The sequence below is a fragment of the Sphingopyxis sp. KK2 genome, assembly GCF_001990265.1.
In the GTDB taxonomy this organism is placed as follows: Bacteria; Pseudomonadota; Alphaproteobacteria; order Sphingomonadales; family Sphingomonadaceae; genus Sphingopyxis.
In genome coordinates this window covers 1-25,295 of the sequence record NZ_LYVN01000051.1, presented here as the reverse complement: position 1 = coordinate 25,295, position 25,295 = coordinate 1, and the positions used below count along the sequence as shown (strand labels likewise).

Below are 25,295 nucleotides of genomic sequence, written 5' to 3'. Positions count from 1 at the left end.
AGCAAAGGAAAGATTATTGGGGGTCGGGCCTGCCCTTAACGGCAGCCGTCATTCCCCTTGTCGATGGCGCGACCGGCGATGGCGCCGACAGCGCCGCCGATGATCGTGCCGACGGTGCGGTCGCCGCGGCCGGCGATTTCATGACCGGCGAGGCCGCCGGCGATCGCGCCGATGATCGTGCCGCCGGTGCCGTTGTCGCACTGGCGATAATTGCGGTTGTTGTAGCGGTTGTCGTAACGACGATCGTTGCGATAATCGCGGCGGTCGGCGCGGCGGTCGTAACGGCGATCATAGCGACGGTCGTCGCGGCCGTAGCGGGCGTCATAGCTCGAATAGCCGTCGCGGTCGTAATAGCCGTTCTGCGCCGCCGCGGGGGTGGCGGCGAGGCCCAGCGTCGCGGTGGACATCAGGGCGGCGATCGAGAGGGTCACCATCTTTTTCATTGTCTGTCTCCTTCTTTCGTCTTCGGCCCGTCTGGGCAGTGGTCGATGAAAGAGGTTCTAGGTGATTCGCCTTGAGCCGACCCTGAACTGGCTGTTGGCTGAGGTTCAGGGTGCGTTGCCGGGGGTTCATCTTCGGCCGCGCTTTCGCGCGCTTTCCTTTGTCACGCGATGGCTTTAGGCCCGCCATGATGCGCCGCCTCCTCCCCGCCGCCCTCATCTTCCTGACGATCGGCCCGATGCCATGGACCGGCTTTCGCTATCCCGTGGTGGACCACAGCCAGACGGCGACCGCGCGGCCGCTTGTCTATCCGGCGGGCGATACCGGCAGCCTGCGTTTCGTCGCGGGCTGGCGCCTGACCAGCCGCAACAGCCTGTTCGGCGGCTTTTCCGCCGTGGCGTATCGCGGCGACGGGCGCTTCCTGCTGATCGGCGACAATGGTCAGATGACGCGGCTGACGCTCGGCGCCGACGGGTTGGTTTCCGACGTGGCGATTCGTCCGCTACCCACGCCGCCGCGCAGCCCGAAGCGCAAGGCCTTCACCGATGCCGAGGCACTGGTGCTCGACCCCGCCACCGGCAAGCTGTGGGTCGCGCTCGAGGGGATCAACCAGGTCTGGCGCATCGATGCCGCGATGACGCGCGTCGAATCGCGCCGCCGCTCGCCCGCGCTCTACGCCTGGCCCGCGAATCGCGGTCCCGAGGCGATGGTGCGGCTCAAGGACGGGCGAACGATCCTCTTTTCGGAAGGCGAGGATCGTAATGATTTCGGCACCGAAGGCCTCGTCTACACCGACGATCCTGCGGTCCCCGGCAAGCCGCCGCTGCTTTTCTATTATGATGCCGCGGGCAAGGGGCAGGTCAGCGACGCCGCGCCGCTCCCCGACGGGCGCATCCTGCTCGTCCACCGCAAGCTCGGGCTCGATCCGCTGTTCACGACGACCCTCGCGATCGTCGATCCCGCCGATATCCGGCGCGGCGCCGTCGTCCGCTCGATCGCGATCGGCCAGGTGCCCGAAGCCCTGCGCGAAAATTACGAAGGCGCGGCGGTGACGGTCGAGGGCGGCAAGACCATCTTATGGCTGGTGGCCGACGATAATTTCAACAGCTGGCAACGCAGCCTGCTCCTGAAGTTCGAACTGGTCGACCTGCCGGACAAGTGAGCAGCGGGTCGTCAAAACCCATCGTCATTGCGAGGAGCCGAAGGCGACGCGGCAATCCAGAGTAGCGGTAACCGCCCTGGATTGCTTCGCTTCGCTCGCAATGACGAGCTTCGGAGCCGGGCGCAGCGCGCCGCACAGCAAAAAGGCGGCCCGGTAAACCGGCCGCCTTGATGCGATTAGAAAGCTTGGAAAGAAGCTCAGGCGGCCTTTTCGGCCAGCTTCTTCGTGACTTCCTTCTTCAGCTTGCGCGCCGAAGCCGACAGCTGGTCGTCACCGGCCTTGATCAGCCAGTTGTCGAGGCCGCCGTTGTGCTCGACGGTGCGCAGGCCGTGCGTCGACACGCGCAGCTTGAAACCCTTGCCGAGGGCGTCCGACAGCAAGGTCACATTCTGCAGGTTGGGCAGGAAGGTGCGCTTGGTCTTGTTGTTGGCGTGGCTGACATTGTTGCCGACCATACGACCCTTGCCGGTCAGTTCGCAGATGCGCGACATGATATCTGTCCTCGTTCAAAATTTCGGTTCGGCGTCCGGGCGCTTCCGTAAAATACGGGGCATGCAGGACCGGAGTGAGCCGGGAAAGGCGCGCGCTTATCGGCTTGCCGGAGATTCGTCAAGCGATTAGGGCGTTTTCCACTGCGTGGATCCGGCACCGGCCCGCTCCCCCACCCGGCCTCCCCAACGATAGTAGCCTATGGGAGGCCGGGTGGGGGAGCGGGCCGGTGCCGGGCGTTCCTGCGCAGCAGGAACCGACAATGACAGCCCATTTCCCTTTGCCCGAACCGATGCGCCGCGCGCTCGATCTCGCCCGAATCGCGGCGGATTGGGGCGAAGTGCCGGTCGGTGCGGTGGTGGTCAAGGACGGAGTCGTCATCGCCGAGGGGCATAACCGCCCGCGCGAATCGCACGACCCGACCGCGCATGCGGAGATCGTGGCGATTCGCGCCGCGGCGGCAAAGCTCGGCAACGAACGGCTCGACGGCTGCGACCTCTATGTCACGCTCGAACCCTGCGCGATGTGCGCCGGGGCGATCGCCCACGCCCGCATCGCGCGCCTCTATTATGGCGCCGACGATCCCAAGGGCGGCGCGGTGGTCCACGGTCCGCGCGTCTTCTCGCAACCGACGATCCATCACCGCCCCGAGGTCTACGACGCGATCGGCGCCGACGAGGCGGCGGCGCTGCTCAGGAGCTTCTTCGCCGCGCGGCGCTAGGCGGCGAGCATCTCCTCGACCCAGGCGGGAACCAGCACGCCCGCCGGTCCGTGCCGCGCCTCGTCGAACCAGTGCGATCCCTGGCTCGGCTCCATGTTGAGCTCGAGCGTGCGCGCGCCGCTCGCCCGCGCCTCGCGCACGAAGCCCGCGGCGGGGTAGACCGCGCCCGACGTCCCGATGCTCACGAACAGGTCGGCGCGGTTCAGCGCGTGGTAGATCGCCTCCATCTCATAAGGCATCTCGCCGAACCACACGATGTCGGGGCGGAGCTGTCCCGCGACCCCGCAAACCGGGCACGCCGGCCGGTCGATCAGCGTCCCGGTCCAGTCGCTGCGCGTGTCGCACGCGGTGCACCAGGCCTTCAGATGCTCGCCATGCATATGGATCAGCCGTTTCGCCCCCGCACGCTCGTGCAGGTCGTCGACATTCTGCGTCACGATCAGCAGCTCGCCCGGCCACGCCGCATCGAGCCGCGCCAGCGCGTCATGCGCCGGATTGGGCAGCTTGGTCTGGATCGCTTCGCGCCGCGCATCATAGAATCGGTGGACCAGGTCGGGATCGCGGACAAAGGCCTCGGGCGTCGCGACATCCTCGACGCGGTGCTGCTCCCACAATCCGCCGCCGTCGCGAAACGTGTCGATGCCGCTCTCGGCCGACACGCCCGCGCCGGTCAGGATGACGATATTCTGGATGTCCTTCATGCCCTCTCTCTATCCGTTCGTGTCGAGCCCTTCGACTGCCTTTAGCAGGCGCTCAGGATAAACTTCCACCGATGGTGGAAGTCGAGACACGTTGCAACGATGGGCATCTCGACTTCGCTCGATGCGAACGGCTAAGGGAGGGCCGAAGCATAGGGGACGGAATATGACCAGCATCGGCATCGTCGGCAGCCAGGGCCGGATGGGTATCGTGCTCGCCGCCGCGGCGGCCGAGGCGGGCGCGCGCCATTGCGGCATCGACAAGGGCGGCGATATCGCCAAGCTCGCCGCCGACGCCGACGTGCTCGTCGACTTCTCCTCGCCCGCCGCGCTCGAAGCGACGCTCGACGCCTGTGTCGCGGCGCAGACCCCGATCGTCATCGGCACCACCGGGCTCGAGGAACGCCATCATTATCTGATCGACGATGCGGCGCAGGACATCGCGATACTCCAGACCGGCAACACCTCGCTCGGCGTCACGCTGCTCGCGCATCTGGTGCGCGAGGCGGCGAGCCGCCTCGACGCCGACTGGGACATCGAGGTCGTCGAAATGCACCACCGGATGAAGGTCGACGCGCCGAGCGGCACCGCGCTGCTCCTCGGACAGGCGGCGGCCGAGGGGCGCGGCATCGGCCTCGACACCTGCTCCGAACGCGGCCGCGACGGCGTCACCGGCGCGCGCGGCCATGGCAAGATCGGCTTCGCCAGCCTGCGCGGCGGCACCGTCGCCGGCGACCATGACGTGATCTTCGCGGGCAATGAGGAGATGATCACCCTCGCGCACCGTGCCGAAAACCGCATGATCTTCGCGCGCGGCGCGGTAAAGGCGGCGCTCTGGCTGATCGACCAGCCGCGCGGCCGCTACACCATGCCGCAGGTGCTCGGGCTGGCATGACCCCCGAACGCTTCGGGCTGCTCTGCGCCGCGCTCGTCCTGGCCTTTTTCGCGGGGCGCTGGGTTCGCGGGCTGCTCGCCGAGCGCAAGAGTCGCCAAGCCTGGCAGGCCGAAACCACGGCGTGGAAGGCCAAATATGACGCGCGCAATCCGCCCGGCCCGCCGCTGACCGAGGCCGAGGTCGCCGCGATCCGCGACTGGTTCCCCGCGCATGCGCTGCCCGCCGCCGAACTGCGTCCCGATCCTGCTTTGCCGGTTCGCGCCGACGGCTGCCGCCTCGGCGGTCCGGTGTGGATCGCCGAAGGGCAGGAATGGCCCGCCGACGCCGCGGGTCAGCCCTTCGATTTCGTCGCGCAGCTCGACTTCGCGCATCTGCCCGCGATCGACGGTTTCCCCGATACCGGCGTGCTGCAACTCTTCACCCAGCGCGACGACCTCATGGGTGCCGATTTCGACCATCCCGACCGTTCGGTGATCCACCTGATCTGGCATCCCGACGGACTGCCTGCCGGATCGCTGGTAGAACCGCCGCCGCAGGACGAGCCGACCGGTCCGCTCACCGACGTCGTGCGCGACACCGGTCTCGCGCTCGTCGCCACGCCGGCGACGCACCGGCCCTCGGCGAACGACTTCCGCGTCGAGGGCCTGCTCGACGGCCTCGGCAATCGCCCCAATTTCGGCGCGATCGAGGACTGGATTCACGACCCCGCGCGCGCCGAACCGATGGTCCATCATGTCGGCGGCCACCCCGCCTTCACCCAGTCGGACTTCCGCCGCCCGTGCCACCTCGACGATTATGACCGGGTCCTGCTCCGCCTGACCTCGGACGATCATGTCTTCTGGGGCGATATGGGCGAGGCGGTGTTCCTGATCCGCGCCGCCGATCTTGCCGCACGCGATTTCTCGCGGGTCGCTTTCTCGTGGGATTGCCATTAGGCAGGGGCCAAGGGGGCGATTGATGACCAAGGTAACCGCAGCGGCCTGCACATGGCGCGAAGAAGGCGGCGGCGAAGCGGCCGCGGCGCGAATCCTGCCCTTCCTCGAAGAGATCGGCATCGCGGTCGACTGGATCGGCGACGCGAAGGAGCAGTTGCTCGGCGGCCTCGCGATCGTCGAGGGCCGCATCCTCATCGACCCCGACACGCCGGTCTGGCCGGGCGACCTGCTCCACGAGGCGGGGCACATCGCCGCCGTCGCGCCCGAGGATCGCCCGACCCTCGGCCCGCTCGAGGCCGACGCGACCGACGAGATGGTCGCGATCGCCTGGTCCTACGCCGCGTCGCTGCCGTGCGAACTGCCGATGCGCCATTTGTTCCACGACGGCGGCTATCGCGGCGATTCGGCGAAGCTGCGCAGCAGCTTCGCCACCGGCCATTATATCGGCGCGCCGATGCTCGGCCTCTATGGCATGACCGCCGACCTGCGCACCGCGCTCGCCGAGGGCAAGCCCGCCTTCCCCTCGCTCAGCCGCTGGCTGCGCTGATCGTCTCGCAAAGGAATCGCCGATGAGCTTCGATCCCGCCGCCGCCACCGCCGCCTATATCGACGGCCTCGGCCCCGCCGCGCTGGCAAAGGCGGCGGCCTATACCACCGGCAGCGAATGGCTGCTCCTGTGGAACGTGGTCGTCGCCGCGATCGTGACCTTCCTCTTCGTGCGGCTGCGCATCCTCGACCGCATTTCGGCAAAACTCGAACGCCGCGGCTGGGCCGTCCGTACCTTCCTGATTTGCGCGGCCTTCCTCCTGCTCTCGGCACTGCTGACGTTGCCGTGGGACCTCTACACCGGCTTTTTCCGCGAAAGTGCCTATGGCCGCACCAGCCAGCCGCTCGGCGACTATCTTGCGCAGTCGGCGATCTCGCTCGTCATCGGCACATTGTTCGGCGCGCTCTTCTTCCTCGGCATCTACGCGCTGATCCGCCGCGCCGGACGGCGCTGGTGGATCTGGTCGGGCGGCCTCGCCGCGACCGCGATCCTTGGCATATTGCTCGTCTCGCCGATCGTCATCGAGCCGCTTTTCAACGATTACAAGCCGCTGCCCGCCGGCGAAGTCCGCGACGCGCTCGAAGGGCAGGCAAAGGCGGCTGGCATCGAACCCGAGCGCATCTTCGTCTTCGACGGTTCGCGCCAGTCGAACAATTTCACCGCCAATGTCTCGGGCCTCGGCCATTCGGCGCGCATCGCGATTTCGGACGTCGCGCTGAAAGGCGCCTCGCTCGACGAGGTGAAGGCGGTGACGGGGCACGAGATCGGCCATTATGTCCTCGGCCAGCTCTGGTGGATGATTGCCGTCTTTTCGCTGCTCGCGATCCTGCTCTTCTTCCTCGCCGACCGGCTGTTTCCTCGCTTCGCGCGCCTCTTCGGCAGCGACGCGGGGCTGGCCGATGCGCGCGGTTTCCCCGTCCTGATGTTCATCGTTTCGCTCTTCAGCCTGCTCGCGCAGCCGGTGCAGAATTGGGTGGTGCGCAAGGGCGAGACCGAGGCCGATCTCTATTCGGTGCAGACGGTCAACCTGCCCGACGCGATGGCGAGCGCGCTGGTCAAGACCGCCGAATATCGCAACCCGCGCCCGAATGCGGTCGAGGAAATCCTCTTCTATTCGCACCCCTCGGTCGAACGCCGCGTTCGCGCCGCGATGGAGTGGAAGGCGGCGCACCCGGCCGGAAAGCCGCCCGCCGCGCGATGAAAAAGGCCGACATCTTCGAATTCTACCGCCGCCTCGCCGAGCTCAACCCCAGCCCCGAGACCGAGCTGCAATTCGGCAACACCTATCAGCTGCTCGTCGCGGTGGTGTTGTCGGCGCAGGCGACCGACGTCGGCGTGAACAAGGCGACGCGGCTGCTCTTTCAGGATGTAGAGACCCCGCAACAGATGCTCGACCTCGGCGAGGAGGGGCTGAAACAGCACATCAAGACGATCGGGCTGTTCAACGCCAAGGCGAAAAATGTCATCGCATTGAGCGAAATCCTCGTCCGCGACTTCGGCGGCGAGGTGCCCGCCGATCGCGACACGCTCGTCGAGCTGCCCGGCGTCGGGCGCAAGACCGCCAATGTCGTGATGAACTGCGCCTTCGGCGCCGAAACCTTCGCGGTCGACACCCACATCTTTCGCGTCGGCAACCGCACCGGCCTCGCACCGGGCAAGACCGTGCTCGCGGTCGAAAAGAAGCTCGAGAAGGACACGCCGCAGCCCTTCCGCGTCGGCGCGCACCACTGGCTGATCCTCCACGGCCGCTACATCTGCAAGGCGCGCACCCCCGAATGCTGGCGCTGCCCGGTCGACGATTTGTGCCGCTACAAGCCCAAGACGCCGGCGCCAAAGGCGAAGAAGGCGGCCTGACCCGTCGCGTCGGGGGCGACCGCACGGCCGCCCCCGCCCACCTCACGCCCCGAACGCGCCGTCGATCGTATGCATCGCGCCGGTGACGAAGCCCGCCTCGGGACCCGCGAGCCAGGCAACCATGCCCGCCACCTCTTCGGGCCGGCCGTGGCGCTTGATCGCCATGAAACCGTGCATCAGTTCGCGCATCGGGCCGTCCTCGGGATTGGCGTCGGTGTCGATCGGTCCCGGCTGCACGATGTTGATCGTGATCCCGCGCGGCCCGAAATCGCGCGCCAGCCCGCGCGCCATGCCCTGCAGCGCCGACTTGCTCAGCGCGTAGGAGGCCATGCCGGGCACGGGCATGCGGTCGCCGTTGACCGACCCGATGACGATGATCCTTCCGCCCTCGGGCATCTGCCGCGCCGCCTCGACCGACGCATGATAGGGGGCGTTGACATTGACGCGGATCAGCCGGTCGACGTCGTCGGCGTCGAGGTCGAGCGCATCGCCGAACAGCGCGAAGCCCGCGTTGACCACCAGGATATCGAGCGGCCCGCTCTCGCGCACCCGCGCGATCACCGCGTCGCGCTCGCCGCTGTCGGTCGGCACCGCAGTGGTGCCGGTCTCGGCCGCGAGCGCCTCGGCGGCGCCCTGCGACCCGTTATAGGTAAAGACGACCTTGGCGCCATCGGCGGCGAAACGGCGGACGATCGCCGCGCCGATACCGCGGCTGCCGCCGAGGATGAGAACGGATTTTCCAGCAAAATCGGACATTGGAGACTCCTTGCTTATTAATGTAGGGATCACTACATAAAATTCGGAAAGCCATCGTCAAGGTATTTTGTAATGGTCGTTACAAATAAATCGGGTTCGCGCGGCCGACCGCGGCGCTTCGATCCCGACGCCGCGGTCGCCACCGCGCAGAAACTCTTCCACGCGCGCGGCTATGACGCGGTCAGCGTCGCCGACGTCACCGATGCGCTCGGCATCAATCCGCCGAGCTTCTACGCTGCTTTCGGCAGCAAGGCCGGGCTTTACCAGCGCGTGCTCGATCATTGGACCGGCACCGAGGCGATCCCGCTCGCCGACATCCTGCGTCCCGACGTCGCGGTCGCCGACGGCCTCGCCGCGATGCTCGAAGAGGCGGCGCGCCGCTATGCGTCCGATCCGGCGGCGGGCGGCTGCCTCGTGCTCGAAGGCACGCGCTGCACCGACGACGGCGCGCGTGAGGCTGCCCGCGCGCTCAACCTCGGCGCCGAGGCGTTCATTCGCGACTATATCGCGGCGCGCCATCCGGGCGAGGCCGATGCGGTCACCGATTTCGTCAGCACGACGATGTCGGGCCTGTCGGCGAAGGCGCGCAGCGGCCACGATTTGCCGCGCCTGCTCGCCACCGCCCGGCTCGCGGGCGGCGTGCTCGCGCAGGCGCTGCCCGGCTGATCGCCGCCCGCCCTATATCCTCTTGCGAAGGCGGACGGACGCGGCATAACCCGTTGCCATGCGCAACCTGATCGCTCCGCTCGCCCTCGCCGCCGCGCTCGCCGCCGCCGCGCCTGTCCACGCCAAACCCGCCGACGCCGACACGGCGAAGAAGATATTGATGGACAGCATCGCGATCCCGACGGTCGAGGGGCGCGGCAAGGTGCCCGAACTGGCGGCCTATTATGCCGGCGTCCTGAAAGCCGCGGGGTACACCGATGCCGATATCGTCATCACCCCGATGGGCGAAACCGCAACCTTCGCCGCGACGCTCCAGGGAACGGGACAAGGCAAGCCGATCGTGCTGCTCGGCCATATGGACGTGGTCGAGGCCGACGCGAAGGACTGGACGCGCGATCCCTTCGTGCCGGTCGAGGAGAATGGCTATATTTTCGGCCGCGGGTCGGAGGACAACAAGTTCGACGTCTCGATGATGGTCGCCGCGATGGCACAGCTCAAGAAGGATGGCTTCAAGCCCAAGCGCTCGATCATCCTGCTGCTTTCGGGCGACGAGGAAACCTCGATGACGACGACGCGCGCGCTCGCCGCCAAATATAAGAACGCCGAATTTGCCTTGAACGGCGACGGCGGCGGCGGGCTGATCGGCGAGGACGGCAAGCCCAAATATTACGGGCTGCAGGCGGGCGAAAAAACCTATGCCGACTTCACGCTCGAGGTCACCAACCCCGGCGGCCATAGTTCGCGCCCGTCGGCGACCAACGCGATCGTCCAGCTCTCGAACGCGCTCGCCAAGGTCGGCGCCTATCGCTTCACGCCGCAGCAGAATGAACTGACCAGGGTCGGCATGCCGATCGTCGCCGACCAGGTCGGCGGGGAGATCGGCGCGGCGCTCCGGGCCTTTGCCGCCGATCCGACCGATGCGAAAGCCATTGCCGCGATCCGCGCCGACCCCGAATATGTCGGCCAGATCGGCACCACCTGCGTGCCGACGCTGGTCAAGGGCGGCCATGCCGAAAATGCGCTGCCCCAGCGTGCGACCGCGAACATCAACTGCCGCATCTTCCCCGGCGTCCCCGTCGAAACGGTGCGCGCCGAACTCGAAAAGGTGATCGCCGACCCCGCGGTCAAGGTGAACCCCGATCCCGACGCCAGCGCCAGCGACGCCTCGCCGCTGCGTCCCGACGTCGTGAGTGCGGTGACCAAGGCGGTCCACGCCCGCGCCCCCGGCCTGCCGATCATCCCGTCGATGAGCGCGGGGGCGACCGACAGCTATCATTTCCGCATCCAGGGCGTGCCGAGCTACGGCGTCGCGGGCCTCTTCTCGAAGGCGAGCGACAGCTACGCCCACGGCCTCAACGAACGCGTCCCCGTCGATGCGATCGTCCCCGCGCTCGCGCATTGGGACTATCTGCTGCGGACGCTGTCGAAATAACGACGGCTAAACGAGCGCTCCCACCGCGCGCTCGACCATCTGAACTGCCGCCTCGGCGCCGAAACTTTCGGCGTCGAGCGACAGTTCGAGCCACAATCCGTCGACCATCGCGGTCAGCATGATTGCCAGTCGGTCGGCATCGGCCGCGCCGCACGCGGCGAGCAATTCGCCCAGCCGCGCGCGATAACCGGCGTAGCTTGTCGCATGGATCGCCGCCATGCGCGCGTCGCTTCTCGCCAAGGCCCAAAAGGCGGTCCAGGCGCCGAGCAGTTCGGGGTCGGTCACCGGCGGGCGAAAGCTGGCGGTGAGATAGGCGGTCAGCCGTGCGCGGGGATCGGCGCCCGCGCCCTCGACCGCGCCGGCGAAAATCAGGTCCATCCGGTCGCTCGTCGCCTGATAGGTGGCCGCGACCAGATCGTCGATGCCGCCGAAATAATGGCGCAAAAGCCCGGGCGACACCCCCGCCTTCGCACAGATCGCGCGCACGTTCGTGCCGGCAAGGCCCGCTTCGGCGAGCACCGCAGCCGTCGCCTCGATCAGGTCGGCCCGGCGGGCGTCGGCGCTTTCGCGCGTAAAGGCTTGGCGAGCGGCGGCCATCTTGTTATACGTATGTACAACAAGGATCGACTCATGGCAACGCTGCGCGACACTTTCGACAACTTCCAGAACATCGACCCGCTCGACGGCTGGTCCTTGCCCGCCTGGACCTACAGCGATCCCGATTTCCACGCCGCCGAAATCGACCGCATCTTCCGCCCGAGCTGGCAGGTCGTCTGCCACGACAGCGACATCCCGAACGCGGGCGACTGGCACAGCATCGACTATTGCGGCGAAAGCGTGATCCTCGTCCGCGGCGCCGACCGCGTCGTGCGCGCCTTCACCAACGTCTGCCGCCACCGCGGCTCGCGTCTTGTCGATGGCGCCACCGGCTGCGCGAAAAAGCTCGTCTGCCCCTATCACGCCTGGACCTACGATCTCGACGGGCGCTTGACCGGCGTGCCCGATTCGGCGAGCTACCCGACGCTCGACAAGGGCAAGGCGGGCCTCGTCCCCGTCGGCCTCGACCAATGGCGCGGCTTCTGGTTCGTTCGGCTCGAGGATGACGGCGGCCCCTCGGTCGCCGCGATGATGGCGCCCTATGAGCCGATGGTCGAACCTTATCGCTTCGAGCAGCTCGGCGCATTGGGCCGCGTCACGCTCCGCCCGCGCGCGGTGAACTGGAAGAATGTCGGCGACAATTATTCGGACGGTCTCCACATCCCCGTCGCGCATCCCGGCCTCACCCGCCTGTTCGGCAAAAGCTATGGCGTCGAGGCCGAGGACAATGTCGACCGCATGTGGGGTGACCTGATCGACCGGCCCTCGGCCAACTGGTCCGAACGCATGTACCAGCGGCTGCTGCCGCCCGTCCCGCATCTGCCCGAGGATCGCCAGCGTCACTGGCTCTATTTCAAGCTGTGGCCCAATGTCGCCTTCGACATCTATCCCGACCAGGTCGACTTCATGCAGTGGCTGCCGACCGGGCCGACGACCTGCCTGATCCGCGAAATCTCGTACGTCCTCCCCGATGACCGCCGCGAGATGAAGGCCGCGCGCTATTTGAACTGGCGCATCAACCGCCAGGTCAATGCCGAGGACACCGAACTGATCACCCGCGTCCAGGCGGGCATGCAATCGAAAAGCTTTTCGATGGGCCCGCTCAGCGACAAGGAAGTCTGCCTCAAGCATTTCTGTTCGCGCATGCGCGACATCATCCCCGAATCCCGCCTCGAACAAGCCCCGCGTGCGGGATGGAGCAAAGCATGACCAAAGCCTATGACGCCCTGATTATCGGCGCCGGCCACAACGGCCTCGTCTGTGCCTTCTACCTCGCGAGGGCGGGGCTGAAGGTCCGCATCGTCGAGGCGCGCGACGTCGTCGGCGGCGCCGCGGTGACCGAGGAGTTCGCGCCGGGCTTCCGCAATTCGGTCGCGAGCTACACCGTCAGCCTGCTCCAGCCCAAGGTGATCGCCGACATGAAGCTCGCCGATCATGGCTACCGCGTCATCGAACGGCCGATCAGCAACTTCCTGCCGCAGGAGGATGGCGGTTATCTGAAACTCGGCGGCGGGCTCGAACGCACGCAGGCCGAGTTCCGCAAGTTCAGCCTGCACGATGCCGAGGTGCTGCCCGCCTATTATGATGCGCTCGAAAATGTCGCCGAACTGCTCCGCGACCTCGCGCTACGCGTCCCCCCCAATGTGGGCGAAGGCTTCCGTACCCTCATCGACGGGGCGCGGCAGGGGCGGCGCTTCGCGGGACTCAGCCTCGAACAACAGCGCGACGTGCTCGATCTCTTCACCAAATCGGCGCGCACGATGCTCGACAGCTGGTTCGAGAGCGAGGCGGTCAAGGCTGCCTTCGGTTTCGACGCCGTCGTCGGCAATTACGCCAGCCCCGACACGCCGGGCAGCGCCTATGTCCTGCTCCACCACGTCTTCGGCGAGGTGAACGGCAAGAAGGGCGCGTGGGGCCACAGCGTCGGCGGCATGGGCAAGATCACCGAGATCATGGCGAAGGTCTGCCGCGACCTCGGCGTCGAGATCAGCCTTGAAAGCCCCGTCGAAAAGGTCTTGGTTGACGGCGACAAGGCGGTCGGGGTGAAACTCGTCGGCGGCGAGGAGATCGCCGCCGCGCGCGTCATCGCCAATGTCGGCCCGAAGCTGCTGTACGAACGGTTGATCGATGCGTCGGACCTGCCGGGCGATTTCCAGCGCCGCATCCGCGGTTTCAAGGCGGGCAGCGGCACCTTCCGCATGAATGTCGCGCTTTCGGAGCTGCCCAAATTCACCTGTCTCCCCGAACCGGGCGAGCACCACCAGTCGGGGATCATCCTCGCGCCGACGCTCGACTATATGGACCGCGCCTTCCTCGACGCCAAACAATATGGCTGGTCGAAGAAGCCGATCGTCGAGATGCTCATCCCCTCGACCGTCGACGACAGCCTCGCGCCTCCCGGCCAGCATGTCGCCAGCCTCTTCTGCCAGCAATTCGCGCCCGAGCTACCTGATGGCCGCGACTGGGACGATGAGGAAGGCGCCGCCGCCGACGCGATCATCGATACCGTCGAGGAACATGCCCCCGGCTTCCGCGCCAGCATCGTCGGCCAGACGCGCCTGTCGCCCAAGGGTCTCGAACGCAAGTTCGGCCTCATCGGCGGCGACATCATGCACGGCAATATGACGCTCGACCAGCTTTGGGCGGCGCGTCCGGTGCTCGGCAACGGCGGCTATCGCGGGCCGGTGAAGAACCTCTATATGTGCGGCGCGGGCGCGCACCCCGGCGGCGGCGTCACCGGCGCGCCGGGGCACAACGCCGCCGAGGTGGTGCTACGCGACCGGGGTTTCTTCGCGCCCAAATGGCGCGTCTGACCCGAACCCCATCGGCTGCGGCATCGCCGGTCGCGCTTTGCGCTCGCGCCGCAGTCGGTCGACCAGCGCCGCATCGTCGAGCGCGCCGGTAAAGCGCAGCTGCCGCGCGACGACCGCAAAGTCGCCGAGCGTCAGCCCGCCGAGCTGATCCAGCATCGCCGGTGCCCCGCGCCCGAAGAAATGACCGAACGCGCGCCGCGTCCGCGCCGCGTCGAGCGGACGCATCTCGACCTTGAAGACGAAGCGCCGCGCCGACGCGGGGTCAAGCTTCGCCGCATGGTTGGTCGCGGCGGCAAAGGGCAGGGGATGATCCTCCATCCAGGTCAGCAGCTCGTTGACCCGGCTCACCTCCCAGCTTTGCGACGCGCCCTGCCGGTCGGCGAGCAGCGAATCGACCTCGTCGAAGAACAGCATCGCGCCCTGCCGCCGCGCCTCGGCAAAGGCCTGCGCAATCGCCTTCTCGGTCTCCCCGACCCATTTCGACATCAGGTCCGACGCGCGCTTGACGTGCAGCGGCCGCCCGAGCCGCCGCGCCAGCGCCTGTACCGCCTCGGTCTTTCCCGTCCCCGGCGGCCCGGTGAGCAGCAGCGAGAAATCGGCGGGACCGCCTTCGCGCGCCAAGCTCGCGAACAGCGCCGGCAGGTCGGTATCGGCGGTCAGCAGCGCCTCGTCGAAGGCACGCGGTGCGCGCGGCTCGACCGCCTCGCCGCGCATCGCGCCGAGGATCGAACCCGCGAAGCGGCTCGCGCTGCCGGCGTCGCCCGCGAGCGCCGCCGCGCGCGCAGCGACGCGGAACAGCGACGTGGTTTCGGGCGCGCGTGCAGCGAGCGCGGCAAGCGCCGGATCGACCGCGACCTGTTCCTCGCCGCTGATGCGGCCCAGCATCGCCGGGCTGTGCGCCATGCCGGGAAAATCCATGCGGATCGACAGGCTGAACCGGCGCAGGATCGCCGGATCGACATCGGCGATGCAGTTCGACGTCCAGATCACGGGGACGACATTATCCTCGAGCAGCCGGTTGACGAACAGCTTCGACCCCGCGCGGTTGCGGACGCGGCCATCCTGTTCGACCTGCGCATTGCCGAGCATATCCTCCATCTCGTCGAACAGCAGCAGCGCACGCCCACGCTTTTCGAGCGTACGCAGCGCAAGCCGCAGCGCGGCGACGCGGTCGAACCGGCTCGGCTCGTCGCCGTCGCTGTCGGCCTCGCCGACGCCATGCAGCGGCTCGCCGAGCGTCGCCGCGAGCGTACGCGCCAGTTCGGTCTTTCCCGTTCCCGGCGGGCCGTGGATCAGGATATTGATTCCGCGCGCCCCGCCGGCCAACGCCCCGCGCAGCAGCGCGAGCGCGAGATCGGCCTCGCGCTGATGCGCGGGGAAGTCGGCGATCGCATGGCGCGCGGCCTGCCGCCGGCCGAGCAGGCCGTCGATCAGGCTTTCATGCTGCCCGGTCCTCGCGTCGAGCAACCGCTCGAACGACCAGCAGAGGCCGAACTCGACCTTGCCCGCCTTGCTCGTCCAGCGCCCGACGAGGTCGAGCCGCACCACTTCGGCGGTGCGCAGCGCATGCGGGGCAAAGCCGGTAAGCGTCCCGACGAGCACCTCCATGTCGAGCGCCTCGCCCTCGACCAGCTTGGCAAGGCTGCGCGTCAGCGGTCCGCGCTCCATCGCGGTGGCGAGCAGCAGCAGCGCACGCTCCTCGGCGGCGAGGTCGAGCGCGTCGGCCAGCCGGTTCGCCTGCAACAGGCTTTCGTCCTCGCGCTCACCGGGCGCCGGGGCGTGAACCCCGAGCAGCGCGGCGCGCGCGACGGTCTTGTCGTCGAACCCGAGCGCGGCGGCGTGCGCGCGGGCCCAGCCGAGCAAAGCCCGGCCGGTCTTGGTCTTGCCCCGATGATCGGTGGCGACGGCGCGCGCGAGTGCGCGCGCCCAATGGCTGTCGTGCAACATATATACCTGCCTGCGGCCGGCGGACGCACGGCGCCCGACGGCAGAAGTGATGATGGCGGGTTGGAAATTGCGGCAGCGCCCGAGGCGCACCGCGTCAGGAAAAACGCGCTACGACAGCGGGCGGATGCCGCAGGGATTCAAACCCTGTGTTATTCGGCGGTCCGACACGTCACGTCTCCAAAAAGGCCCGGATATGGGCCAGCGGGATGCGCCCGATAGGCGATTTTGCGATTCGGGGCAAGATATCAGGCGGCAGCGGGCCGTGCGCGGCGCATCGCGAGATAGATCGGCAGGCCCGCAGCGGTCATCAGCACGCTCCAGACGCTCGCCTCGAGCCCGGCGCCGTAAAAGGCCCAGCAGCTATAGGCGAAACCGGCGATCGTCGCCGCGGCGAAGCCCACCGAGACCTTGATCGTGCCCTGCCGTTCGAGCACCAGCGCCGACGCCGCACCGACGATATAGAGGATGATCGCGGTCGAGGTCGTCACCTTGACCATGAAGGCGAACAGGTCGGCAAGCCCGCGCGAGTAGTTGGCGTAGACGATCACGCTGGCAAGGCTGCTCGACACCAGCTGCGTGATCCACGGCGACGCATATTTATTGTCGCGGGCGAAGGCGTCGGGGAGCAGCCGGCGGTGCGCCAGGTCGCGCGGGATGTCTCCCTGCAGCAGCACGAAGCCGTTGAGCGCACCGAGCGCCGCGATCGCCGCGAACAGCGCGACGACGTCGCCCGCCTGGGGGCTGACCAACCGCGCGAAGAAGGTCGCATAGGCGGCGTTCGAACCCTGCAGCGTTTCGAGCGGCACCATCAGCGTTACCGTCGTGCACGACAGGAGGTAGAGCAGCCCGACCGCCGCCGCCGCGATCACCGTCGCGCGCGGGATCGTGCGTTCGGGGTCCTTCACCCGGTCGCTGACGACGCAGGCGCTTTCGAAACCGAGCAGGGCGAACAGGGTCAGCGTCGCCGCCGAGCTGACCCCCGACAGGCTGACCGGTTCGGTGCCCGCCATGGTGGGCGGTGGTGCCGCGCCGCTGCCGAGCGCCCAGACGCCGACGATCACCGCGCCGATCACGGGGATCAGCTTCAGCCCCAAAGTCAGCAATTGCGCCCCGCCGGCGCGGCGGACGCCGAACAGGTTGACGAGGGTGAAGAACCAGATGCACCCGATCGCGATCCACGCCGGGGCGGCGCCCGCATCGCCCAGCCAGGGCATCAGGATCGACATATTGCTGATCGCCGCGACCGCCAGCGTCGCGACGACGGTCCAGCAACTGATCCAGTAACTCCATGCGACGATGAACCCGGTCCCGGGGGCGAAGGCGGCCGCGCCATAAGTGAAGGCCGCGCAGCCCTCGGGCAGTCGCCGCGCCAGCCGCGCGAACACGACCGCGAGGCACAGGGTGCCGGCGATCGACACCCCCCAGCCGATGATCGCGTTCCACCCCAGCGGGGCCAGATCGCGCGGGAGCAGGAACACCCCCGACCCGATCATATTGCCCATGCCGAGCGCGACGCACATCAAAAGGCCGAGCTTTTGGCCCGGCCTTTCGCTGTTGGTTGGCGTGTCGGTCACCCGATCAGAACTTGGCGCCCAGCCGCGCCCCGATCGTCCGGGGCTGGTTCACCAGCACCTGCACCCGCCCGTCGCACTGGCCGCAGTTCGAATAGCGCGCGAGCTGCGCGCGCTCGTCGAACGCGTTCGCCAGGAACAGTTCGAAGCTGTACGAACTCCATTCGAACCCGGCGGCGAAATCGACCGTCGTCGATCCCTTGATCCGGCCCAGCGCGTCCGCCGTGGTGACGCGGATATCGGGCGTCGCCGAACTGCGATGCGCGATCACCGACTGGAAATGCATCTCGCCGGGCCCGACCGGGAACTGGTAGCGCACCGTCGCATTGCCGTTGAATTTCGGCGTGACGGGCAGGCGCGTTCCCTTTTCCGCGGAGATCGAGTTGCCGGGATCGGTACATTGATAGGTCGGATCGTCGATCGCGCAGAGGTTGTTCTTGGTCTTGGCATCGGTGAACGACGCCGCGGCGGTGAAGGTCAGGCCGTCGGTCGCCCGGACGTTGATATCCGCCTCGATCCCCTTGATCCGCGCGTTCGGACCATTGTGGATTTCGGTGAAGCTGTTTTCGCCGAGGAACGAGAACTGGAAGCGCTTCCAGTCCTGCAGATAGATGGCGGCGTTCAACCGGACCCTGCCGTCGGCCAGCGTCGTCTTGATGCCAAGTTCGTAATTGGTCAGGAAGTCGGCGTCATAGGGCGCGATCGTGCCGCGCCGGTTGATGCCGCCCGGACGAAAACCGCGCGACCAGGTCGCATAGGTCATCACATCCTCGCTCGGCTTCCACGTCAGGTTGACGCGGTGCGTGAAGCCCGTGTCCTTGGTGCGCTTGGGAACCAGCTCGCCGTTCACATAGTCGGCAAGGTTGGTACAGGGGCCGCCCTCGACCGCCGCGGGCAACAAGGTGCCGCCCGGATTGTCGCGCAGGATTGCGCCCGTCGTCGTGTAGCAGCCCGCGACGCCGGTCCGCGAGCTTCCCGCGCCGTTGAACGGCGGGCCGTTCGGATTGCGGCCGAAGCCGAAGAAGCCGATCAGGCTGTTGTCATATTTATAGTATCGCCCGCCGCCGGTCAGCGTGATCGTCGGGGTGATGTCGAAGCTTGCTTCGCCGAACGCGGCATAATCCTTGTCGACGCGCTTCTGCTCGGTCAGCCACAGCGTGCCCGGACGGCCGTTCACCGACAGCGAGTCGGCGAGACCCGGGATGATATAATCCTGGTGGATCTGATTGCTCTGGCGCTGGTAGAACAACCCGCCGACGACGCGGAAGCGCTCGTCCTGCGGCGATGCGATGCGCAGCTCCTGGCTCATCTTACGGAAATGGTCGGTCCCGATGATGAACTGGCGCGGATCGATCGTGTTGCCGGCATTGTCCTGAAGATAGAAATAGCCGGCGAGCCCGCCGTAATCGGTATAGAGCGCGTCATAGGCTTCGGCATAATCGGTATAGTCGTTGATCTGATATGCCTTGCGATCGAGATAGGCGCCCGCATAGGTCAGGTCGAAATTGCCGATCTTGCCCTCGATCGTCAGCGCCGCCTGGATGAACTTGTCGGTGCGCGCGTCGGGATAGAAGCGCTGGGTCTGCAGGTCGCCGACGCGCGGATCCTGCGAGAAGACGCCGCTGCTCTTCTGCTTTTGATACAGCACGGTCGGAGTGATCGTCCAATTGTCGTCGAGGTCGACCTTCAACGCGGCGCGACCGCCATAAACTTCGGCGTCGTTGAAATTCTTTTCGACAAAGGCGTTGTTGTTGACCGAAATCCCGCCGGGGCCGCAGGTCACGCCGCCTTCGCCATCGTCGGCGGCGGCGCAGAAGGTGCGCGTGCCGGGAACATTGTCGATATAGCCCGCATCGCGCTGGTACCAGCCGACGATGCGCACCGCCGCCATGTCGCTGATCGGGGCGTTGATCATGCCCTCGATCTTGCCGCCCATGCCGCCGCTCTTCACGGTGTTGAGCTCGCCGTCGACGCGGCCTTCGAAGCCGCTGGTGTCGGGCTTGTTGGTGATGATGCGGATCGTGCCCGCCTGCGACGAGGCGCCGTACAGCGTGCCCTGCGGCCCCGCGAGCGATTCGATGCGCGCGATGTCATAGACATGGACGTCGAGTGTGCCGCCGATCGTCGTCACCGGCTGTTCGTCGAGATAGACGCCGACGCTGGGCAGCGAGCCCGAATGGTTGCCGTCGCCGCCGCTCGCGACGCCGCGCATATAGACGGTGGTGACGCCCGGCTGGCTCGACTGGAACGACACGCTCGGCAACAGCTTCGAGAAATCCTCGAAATTGGTGACGTTCAGCTGGTCGAGCTTGCGCGTGCCCAGCGCCTGGATGCTGATCGGGACATTCTGCAGATTTTCCTCGCGCTTCTGCGCGGTGACGATGATTTCGTCGTCATAACCGCTGTCGGCGGCCGGTGTGGCATCCTGCGCCAGCGCCGGCGTCGAGGACAGCACCGCGCCGGACAGCGATGCCAGAAGCAGCGCACGGCGCGAAAATTGGACCCGCATAAAAGACCCCCCTGATATGTGCGATCGCCGTTGCAGCGGCGGAAAGCGAAGCTTGAACAGTTTCACCGCGCCGTCAATCGCGCCGCCGCCAAATGGAGAGCGCCGACAGATGTTTCGTCGGCACTATGACAAAATTGCAACATTCGCCTCAGGGGCGGGCGGGATATTGCGTCAGCGCGGGCCCCAGCGCATCGACCAGCGGGTCCAGCCATTCTTCCATCGCGCGCCACTGGCCGACGCCGTCGCGGTTGATCGGGCGCCGCACCTGCTCCGAACTCGCGGTGCGCACCGCGCGCTCGTTGGTGTGGAAATCGAGGCACGCCTGCTCGAACGGCAGCCCCAGATAATCGAGCAGCGCGCGCACTTCGCCCTCGAGGTCGTCGATCAGCCGCTCGTGGAAAACGCGGTGGACGCGCCCCGGCATCACGGTGTCGAAATGATCCATCAGCCGGGTATAGTCGGCATAATAGCGCCCCATGTCGGCGAGGTCGTAGCTGAACGCCTGCCCGCGCGCGAAATGCTGTTTGAAGTTCGAAAAACAGCAATCCATCGGGTGGCGCCGCGCATCGATGATCTTCGCGTTGGGCAGGATCAGCGCGATGAAGCCCGTGTGCAGCCAGTTGTTCGGCAGCTTGTCGATATAGAAGGGCTTGTCGCTCTTCCGCTGCACTAACGTGTCGCGCAGATATTGCTCGCCCAGCGCGCGCGCATCGTCCGCCGACAGCGCCGCGATGCCGCCCATGCCCCGCGCCTTGGCATAGAGTTTGGGGATGTCGGGCAATTCCATCGTGCCCTCGACCATCGAATGGCTCGACAATATCTGTTCGATCAGCGTCGATCCGGCGCGCGGCATGCCGATGATGAAGATCGGATCGGCGCTCGCCGCGCCATGGTCGCTGCGCGCCGCCAGGAAATCGGGTGTGTAGAGCGATATCGCATGGTCGACTGCGGCGCGCGTCTGTTCGGCGTCATAGGGCAGCAGTTCCTTGCGCTGCGCATTGCCCGTCGCATAATGGTCGAACGCCGCTGCCGCCTGCCCCTGGTCCTCATGCGCCTTGCCCAGCGCGAAATGCAGGTGGAAACGGTCCTCGGCGGCGATGTCGCCCCGCGCGAGCCCCGCCTCCATCGCCGCGATGTCGGCGGCGTCGAATTTCAGCGTCTTGAGGTTCGCGAGGCTCCACCACACTTCGCCGAGCGCCGGTGCGAGCTCGAGCGCCTTGCGATACGCCGCGACCGCATCGGCCTGCCGCCCCACCGTCTTGAGCATATGGCCATAGGACATCCAGATCTTCGGCTGCTTGCCGAAGCTCCGGAGCACCTGTTCGTACAGCTCGAGCGCCTCGTCGAATTCACCGACACGCCCCAGCGCCGCCGCCTTCAGATTGGCGTTCATCAGATTGTCGGGGTCGATCTGCTGCAGCTTTTCGAGCTCCTCGACCGCTTCGCCCGACCGCCCCTGGCGATGGAGCACCGTCGCGAGGTTCGATCGCGCCGCAAGGAAATCGGGCGCGAGGTCGAGCGCACGGCGCAGCAGCGCCTCGGCATCGCGATAGCGCTCGATCCGCGCCGCGAGTTCGGCGAGCATGCGGATCGCCGCGACGTCGAACGGATCGCGTTTCAGATGCGCCTTGAGCACCGGTTCGGCATCGTGCAGCCGCCCCTCGTAGAGCGCGAGCGCGGCCTCCATCAGTTCGGGATTGCGGACCGCCCGGCTGATCGAGCTTTGCGCGGCGCGCCCGGTCATCGCGTCACCCCTTGGCCCGCGCCTTGGCAACCGCGGCGCGCAGCCGGTCGTAACCGAGCTGTCCCTGCAGCATCTCGTCGCCGACGATCCAGGTCGGGGTCGCGTTGAGCTGGAGCTGGTTGGCGATCGCAAGATTGCTGTCGAGCTCGCGCTGGAACAGCGCTTCGTTCGCCGTCGCATCGGCGGTGCCGTCGGTCACCACCCCCGCCTTTTCGGCTGCCGCCGCGATTCCCGCCGCGTCGAGCGACGAGGCCGCGAACATCGCGTGGTGGAAGGCGTCATATTTGCCCTGCCGCGCCGCGGCGAGCGCCATGATCGCGGCATCGCGGCTCTGCGGCGCGATGATCGGCAGTTCGCGGAACACGACTTTCAGCTGGCGGTCGCTGCGGATCAGCCGGTCGAGGTCGGGCAGGCTGGCGCGGCAATAGCCGCAGGCATAGTCGGTGAAGACCGTCAGCGTCACGTCGCCGTCGGCATTGCCCGCCCAGGCGCCGGCATAGGGCTTTTCGAGCGCGGGGCGGATCGCGTTGATCGCCTTCGCCATCTCGCGGTCGCGCTGCGCGGTCAGCGCCTCGGGAATGATCTCGGGGTTCGCCTTGATATAGTCGGCGACGATCGTCTCGACCTCGCTTTTGGACAGGCCGCCGCCGAACCGGCCGCCGAGCCAGAAGGCGGCACCGAGCAGCAGCAGCGCGACGAGCGCGACGATCCAGCCGGGGGCGGGCAGGGCAAGCCCGCCGCCCGATCCGCCGCGCGACGGGGCCGGGCGATGCGGTGGCATGCGATCGTCGGGGGCGGGGGCCGATACCGACGGCGGCGGGGTCGCCGCGGCCGCCTTGGTCGTTTTCGCCTTGGGCGCGGCGAGTTCGATGCCGGGTTCGCTGGCGAACAGCGGCAGGTCGGGCGCGGCGGGCTTGGCGGCCTTGTCCGCCGCCGCTTGCTCCTCGGCCTCGCGCGCGAGCAATTGTTCGAGTCCCGATGCCGGCGGTTCGGCCTCTTCGCGCGGTGCGGGGCGCAGCTTGCTCGCCGCGTCGCCCAAGCTGTCCTTGCCGGCTTTCGCCGCCTGGCCCAGCGCCTCGCCGGCCTTGCCCGCGACATCGCCCAGCCCGCGCTGTGCCTCGCTCGACAATTTGCCGACCTTTTCGCCGAGCGCCATCTTTTCCCATGCCTTGGAACTTGCGGCGCCCGCTGCCGCGCCGCCGCGGACCGTGCCGCGCCCGATCGCCTTGGCCGCGCGGGCGGTGACGTCGGCGGTGCGGGCAGCGAGTTCGCGCGAGCGGCGCGGGATTTCCATCGCCTCGACGCGCGCGGGCACATCGGCCTGTTCGCCGAGGCGGATCGTCCAGTCGGCAAAGGCACTGCTGCCGTCGCGGACCGCGCGCCACACCCCGCCGGCGCCGGCCTTCAGCCGCTCGCCGTCGATCGCGGGCCGGCGCGGCATGCGCTCCTCGGCGGGATAGCGCGACACGTCGAGCCCGATCGGCGGCACCGCACGCGGCTTGGCAAGCCCGCCATCGTCGGGCGCGTCGGCCTGCCCCGCGGGCGCGTGCGGCTCGTCGCGCGCCGGCGTCGGTGCCGGGTCGCGCAGCCACGGCTGGTAATAATCGTCTTTTTTATCAGTCACTTGTTGCCCTTGCGCATCGATATCGACGATGCGTTCCCCGCTTCATGCGCGCGAATCTAGCGTCGTTTGCGCGTCCGTTCCACCTCGGCGCGCGCAACCAGCGAAATATCCTGTGCACGAATCCAGTCGGGCGACCCTTCGGGAAGGCCCAGCATCGCCATATCGGCGTTACGCATCGCAAGCTCGGCCTGTCCACCCTCGAGGCTGTAACGTTCCGCCGAGGCGAGCGCGGCGCGCGGCTGGTCGCCCTTGTTCGCATAGACGATGCCGAGCTGGTACCAGGCGAAGGGATTTTCATTGTCGAGCGCGACCGCGGTCTTCAGCACCTCTTCGGCCTCGGCAAAATTGGCCGGATCTTCGGTCGCGATCAACGCGTGGCCCAGCGTCCCGGCGATCAGCTGCGACCGCGATTCCGCGACCGCCTTGCGCAGCGCCGGGATCGCTTCCTTGGGCCGCCCCGATTCGAGCAGCACCTGGCCTTCGAGCTCGAGGAAATAAGGATCGGTCGGATTGGTCGCGAGCAGGCCCTCGACCTCGGCCAGCGCCTTTTCGGGATAGGCGCTCTTGTGCCAGGCATAGGCGCGGGCATAGCGCGCGGGGACGCTCTTGTTGCTCTCGGGATATTTGCGCAGCGTCCGTTCGGGCTCGGCGATATAACCCGACAGCTTGGCCTTGATGCGCTGGAAACGCGCCTCGATCGCCGGGTCTGCGGGCTTGTCCCACGCCGGGTCGATGACATAGACCTCGCGCAGCGCCTGGATGCGATCGCCCGACATCGGGTGGGTGCGGCCATAGGCCTGGTCGTCGTCCTGCTTGACGCCATAGCGGAATTCGAGATTCTGGAGCTTCTTGAAAAAGGCGAGGCTGCCGCGCCCGCTGATCCCGGCCTTCGACAGATATTGCGCGCCGGCGGCGTCGGCGGTCGATTCCTGGACGCGGCTGAAGGCGAGGAACTTGCCCAGCGCCGCCTGCTGGCCCGCCATCATGATCCCCATGCCCGCCTCGCCGCCGCCCGCCGCGATCGCCGCGGCGCCGAGCAGCAGGCTGAGCAATGAAATGCCCGTCGCGGTCTTGGCGCCCTCGTTCACGCGGATCGCATGGCCGCCCATGACATGGCCCAGTTCGTGCGCGAGCACGCCCTGCACCTCTTCGGCGCTGTCGGCGGCCTCGATCAGCCCGCTGAAGACATAGATGTCCTGGCTGCCCGCGACAAAGGCGTTGATGCTGCGGTCGCCGAGCAGATGGACGCGCACCTGCCCCGGCTGGAGTCCCGCGGCGACCAGCAGCGGATCCATCATGTCCTGGAACAGCGCCTCGGTTTCGGCGTCGCGCAGGATCGACTGCGCCGCCACGGGGCGCGCCGCGACCGCGAACAGCAGGACGATGGTCAGCATCATCCGGGCCAGCATATGCCAGCCATGGGCCCGGCGTGCGGGCTGCGGCAGGGAAAAACTCATCGGGTGCGTCCTTGCGCCGAGCGCCTGAACCTCAACTGAAGCCATAAGGGCTTATTGGGGTTCAGGACGCTCGGTGGCAAGGCCGCTGTCGCTGCGATGCGATCAAGTGCCGCGCGTCGGGGTCAGCCGAAGGTGCGCTGCCACCAGCCGCGGCGCGGTTCGCCGTCGGTGGCATCGCCTTCGCCCGCAGCAACGGGTTCGCCGTCCTGCGCGGCGGCTTCGGTCGATGCCGTCGCCGCTTCGTCGGCGGCAGCGGCGGCAGCGGCCTTGGTCTTGCGCGGCGCACGCTTCTTCGGCGCGGGCTTGGCGGGCTCGGCTTCGACCTCGACCGGCGCCTCGGCGACGGCCTCGGCAGGCGCTTCGGCGGGTGCTTCGGCCGCAGCCGCGGCAGCCGCTTCGTCGGCGGCAATCTGCGCCTTGGTGCGGCGCGGCTGCGG

22 protein-coding genes and 1 pseudogene are annotated in these 25,295 nt (G+C 67.5%); 11 read left to right on the top strand and 12 right to left on the bottom strand.

Going from position 1 to position 25,295, the window contains the following annotated elements:
* Nucleotides 1–35: 35 nt before the first annotated feature.
* Nucleotides 36–443 carry a glycine zipper 2TM domain-containing protein gene (locus B1A78_RS10615; protein ID WP_077146933.1) on the bottom strand — a complete coding sequence of 136 codons (408 nt, stop codon included), beginning with the start codon at nt 441–443 and terminating at the stop codon, nt 36–38.
* Nucleotides 444–631: 188 nt separating this feature from the next.
* On the opposite strand from B1A78_RS10615, the gene B1A78_RS10610 reads away from it, so the two are divergent.
* Complete coding sequence (locus B1A78_RS10610) at nt 632–1,603, top strand: esterase-like activity of phytase family protein (protein ID WP_077146940.1); 972 nt, start codon at nt 632–634, stop codon at nt 1,601–1,603.
* A 197-nt stretch (nt 1,604–1,800) separates the two neighbouring features.
* Here B1A78_RS10610 and rpmB read toward each other — a convergent pair whose 3' ends face one another.
* Nucleotides 1,801–2,094 (bottom strand): 50S ribosomal protein L28, encoded by a 294-nt coding sequence (gene rpmB, locus B1A78_RS10605; RefSeq protein WP_077146932.1) that lies wholly within the window; start codon nt 2,092–2,094, stop codon nt 1,801–1,803.
* Between the two features lie 260 nt (nt 2,095–2,354).
* Here rpmB and tadA point away from each other — a divergent pair, with 260 nt between their 5' ends.
* Nucleotides 2,355–2,813, top strand: coding sequence for a tRNA adenosine(34) deaminase TadA (tadA, locus tag B1A78_RS10600; RefSeq protein ID WP_077146931.1), 459 nt, complete (start codon nt 2,355–2,357; stop codon nt 2,811–2,813).
* Here the strand turns inward: tadA and B1A78_RS10595 are convergent.
* Nucleotides 2,810–3,514, bottom strand: a complete 705-nt coding sequence (locus B1A78_RS10595; RefSeq protein WP_077146930.1) for an NAD-dependent deacylase — start codon at nt 3,512–3,514, stop codon at nt 2,810–2,812. The genes tadA and B1A78_RS10595 overlap by 4 nt on opposite strands.
* 163 nt (nt 3,515–3,677) lie before the next feature.
* Here B1A78_RS10595 and dapB point away from each other — a divergent pair, with 163 nt between their 5' ends.
* From dapB to nth, 5 genes are read left to right on the top strand one after another with little or no spacing between them, the layout of a single operon-like run.
* Complete coding sequence (gene dapB, locus B1A78_RS10590) at nt 3,678–4,406, top strand: 4-hydroxy-tetrahydrodipicolinate reductase (protein ID WP_077146929.1); 729 nt, start codon at nt 3,678–3,680, stop codon at nt 4,404–4,406.
* Nucleotides 4,403–5,341: a YwqG family protein gene (locus tag B1A78_RS10585; RefSeq protein WP_077146928.1), complete on the top strand. Its 939-nt coding sequence runs from the start codon at nt 4,403–4,405 to the stop codon at nt 5,339–5,341. Before dapB ends, B1A78_RS10585 begins: the two co-directional genes overlap by 4 nt.
* Before the next feature lie 22 nt (nt 5,342–5,363).
* Nucleotides 5,364–5,888, top strand: a complete 525-nt coding sequence (locus B1A78_RS10580) for a hypothetical protein (RefSeq protein ID WP_083734054.1) — start codon at nt 5,364–5,366, stop codon at nt 5,886–5,888.
* Nucleotides 5,889–5,910: 22 nt separating this feature from the next.
* The gene (locus B1A78_RS10575; RefSeq protein WP_077146927.1) at nt 5,911–7,089 is read left to right on the top strand and encodes a M48 family metalloprotease; all 1,179 of its coding nucleotides are present in this window, start codon (nt 5,911–5,913) and stop codon (nt 7,087–7,089) included.
* A complete protein-coding gene (gene nth, locus B1A78_RS10570; RefSeq protein WP_077146938.1) occupies nt 7,086–7,742 on the top strand; it encodes an endonuclease III in 657 nt (218 codons plus the stop codon). The genes B1A78_RS10575 and nth overlap by 4 nt, the downstream gene beginning before the upstream one ends.
* Before the next feature lie 42 nt (nt 7,743–7,784).
* Here nth and bdcA read toward each other — a convergent pair whose 3' ends face one another.
* Nucleotides 7,785–8,498 (bottom strand): SDR family oxidoreductase, encoded by a 714-nt coding sequence (gene bdcA / locus B1A78_RS10565; RefSeq protein ID WP_077146926.1) that lies wholly within the window; start codon nt 8,496–8,498, stop codon nt 7,785–7,787.
* 72 nt (nt 8,499–8,570) lie between these two features.
* Between bdcA and B1A78_RS10560 the strand changes: the two genes are divergently transcribed.
* Complete coding sequence (locus B1A78_RS10560) at nt 8,571–9,164, top strand: TetR/AcrR family transcriptional regulator (protein ID WP_077146925.1); 594 nt, start codon at nt 8,571–8,573, stop codon at nt 9,162–9,164.
* A 58-nt stretch (nt 9,165–9,222) separates the two neighbouring features.
* The gene (locus B1A78_RS10555; RefSeq protein ID WP_077146924.1) at nt 9,223–10,596 is read left to right on the top strand and encodes a M20/M25/M40 family metallo-hydrolase; all 1,374 of its coding nucleotides are present in this window, start codon (nt 9,223–9,225) and stop codon (nt 10,594–10,596) included.
* Between the two features lie 6 nt (nt 10,597–10,602).
* On the opposite strand, the gene B1A78_RS10550 is transcribed toward B1A78_RS10555, so the two are convergent.
* Nucleotides 10,603–11,193, bottom strand: a complete 591-nt coding sequence (locus tag B1A78_RS10550; protein ID WP_077146923.1) for a TetR/AcrR family transcriptional regulator — start codon at nt 11,191–11,193, stop codon at nt 10,603–10,605.
* 33 nt (nt 11,194–11,226) lie between these two features.
* On the opposite strand from B1A78_RS10550, the gene B1A78_RS10545 reads away from it, so the two are divergent.
* Nucleotides 11,227–12,402 (top strand): aromatic ring-hydroxylating dioxygenase subunit alpha, encoded by a 1,176-nt coding sequence (locus tag B1A78_RS10545; protein WP_077146922.1) that lies wholly within the window; start codon nt 11,227–11,229, stop codon nt 12,400–12,402.
* A complete protein-coding gene (locus B1A78_RS10540) occupies nt 12,399–14,006 on the top strand; it encodes an NAD(P)/FAD-dependent oxidoreductase (RefSeq protein WP_077146937.1) in 1,608 nt (535 codons plus the stop codon). Before B1A78_RS10545 ends, B1A78_RS10540 begins: the two co-directional genes overlap by 4 nt.
* On the opposite strand, the gene B1A78_RS10535 is transcribed toward B1A78_RS10540, so the two are convergent.
* The 7 genes and pseudogenes from B1A78_RS10535 to B1A78_RS10505 all read right to left on the bottom strand — a co-directional run.
* Complete coding sequence (locus B1A78_RS10535; protein ID WP_077146936.1) at nt 13,965–15,953, bottom strand: AAA family ATPase; 1,989 nt, start codon at nt 15,951–15,953, stop codon at nt 13,965–13,967. The genes B1A78_RS10540 and B1A78_RS10535 overlap by 42 nt on opposite strands.
* Before the next feature lie 245 nt (nt 15,954–16,198).
* Nucleotides 16,199–17,527, bottom strand: a complete 1,329-nt coding sequence (locus tag B1A78_RS10530) for an APC family permease (protein ID WP_083734050.1) — start codon at nt 17,525–17,527, stop codon at nt 16,199–16,201.
* A gap of 4 nt (nt 17,528–17,531) precedes the next feature.
* The gene (locus B1A78_RS10525) at nt 17,532–20,033 is read right to left on the bottom strand and encodes a TonB-dependent receptor (protein ID WP_077146921.1); all 2,502 of its coding nucleotides are present in this window, start codon (nt 20,031–20,033) and stop codon (nt 17,532–17,534) included.
* Nucleotides 20,034–20,181: 148 nt separating this feature from the next.
* Nucleotides 20,182–21,777 (bottom strand): tetratricopeptide repeat-containing sulfotransferase family protein, encoded by a 1,596-nt coding sequence (locus tag B1A78_RS10520; protein ID WP_077146920.1) that lies wholly within the window; start codon nt 21,775–21,777, stop codon nt 20,182–20,184.
* Nucleotides 21,778–21,781: 4 nt separating this feature from the next.
* On the bottom strand, nt 21,782–23,401 hold the full coding sequence (locus tag B1A78_RS22075; RefSeq protein WP_083734049.1) for a DsbA family protein: 1,620 nt from the start codon (nt 23,399–23,401) through the stop codon (nt 21,782–21,784).
* Nucleotides 23,402–23,457: 56 nt separating this feature from the next.
* Nucleotides 23,458–24,858, bottom strand: coding sequence for a M48 family metalloprotease (locus B1A78_RS10510; RefSeq protein WP_372236874.1), 1,401 nt, complete (start codon nt 24,856–24,858; stop codon nt 23,458–23,460).
* Between the two features lie 122 nt (nt 24,859–24,980).
* Nucleotides 24,981–25,295 (bottom strand): annotated as a pseudogene (locus B1A78_RS10505) (ribonuclease E/G); the annotation flags it as partial.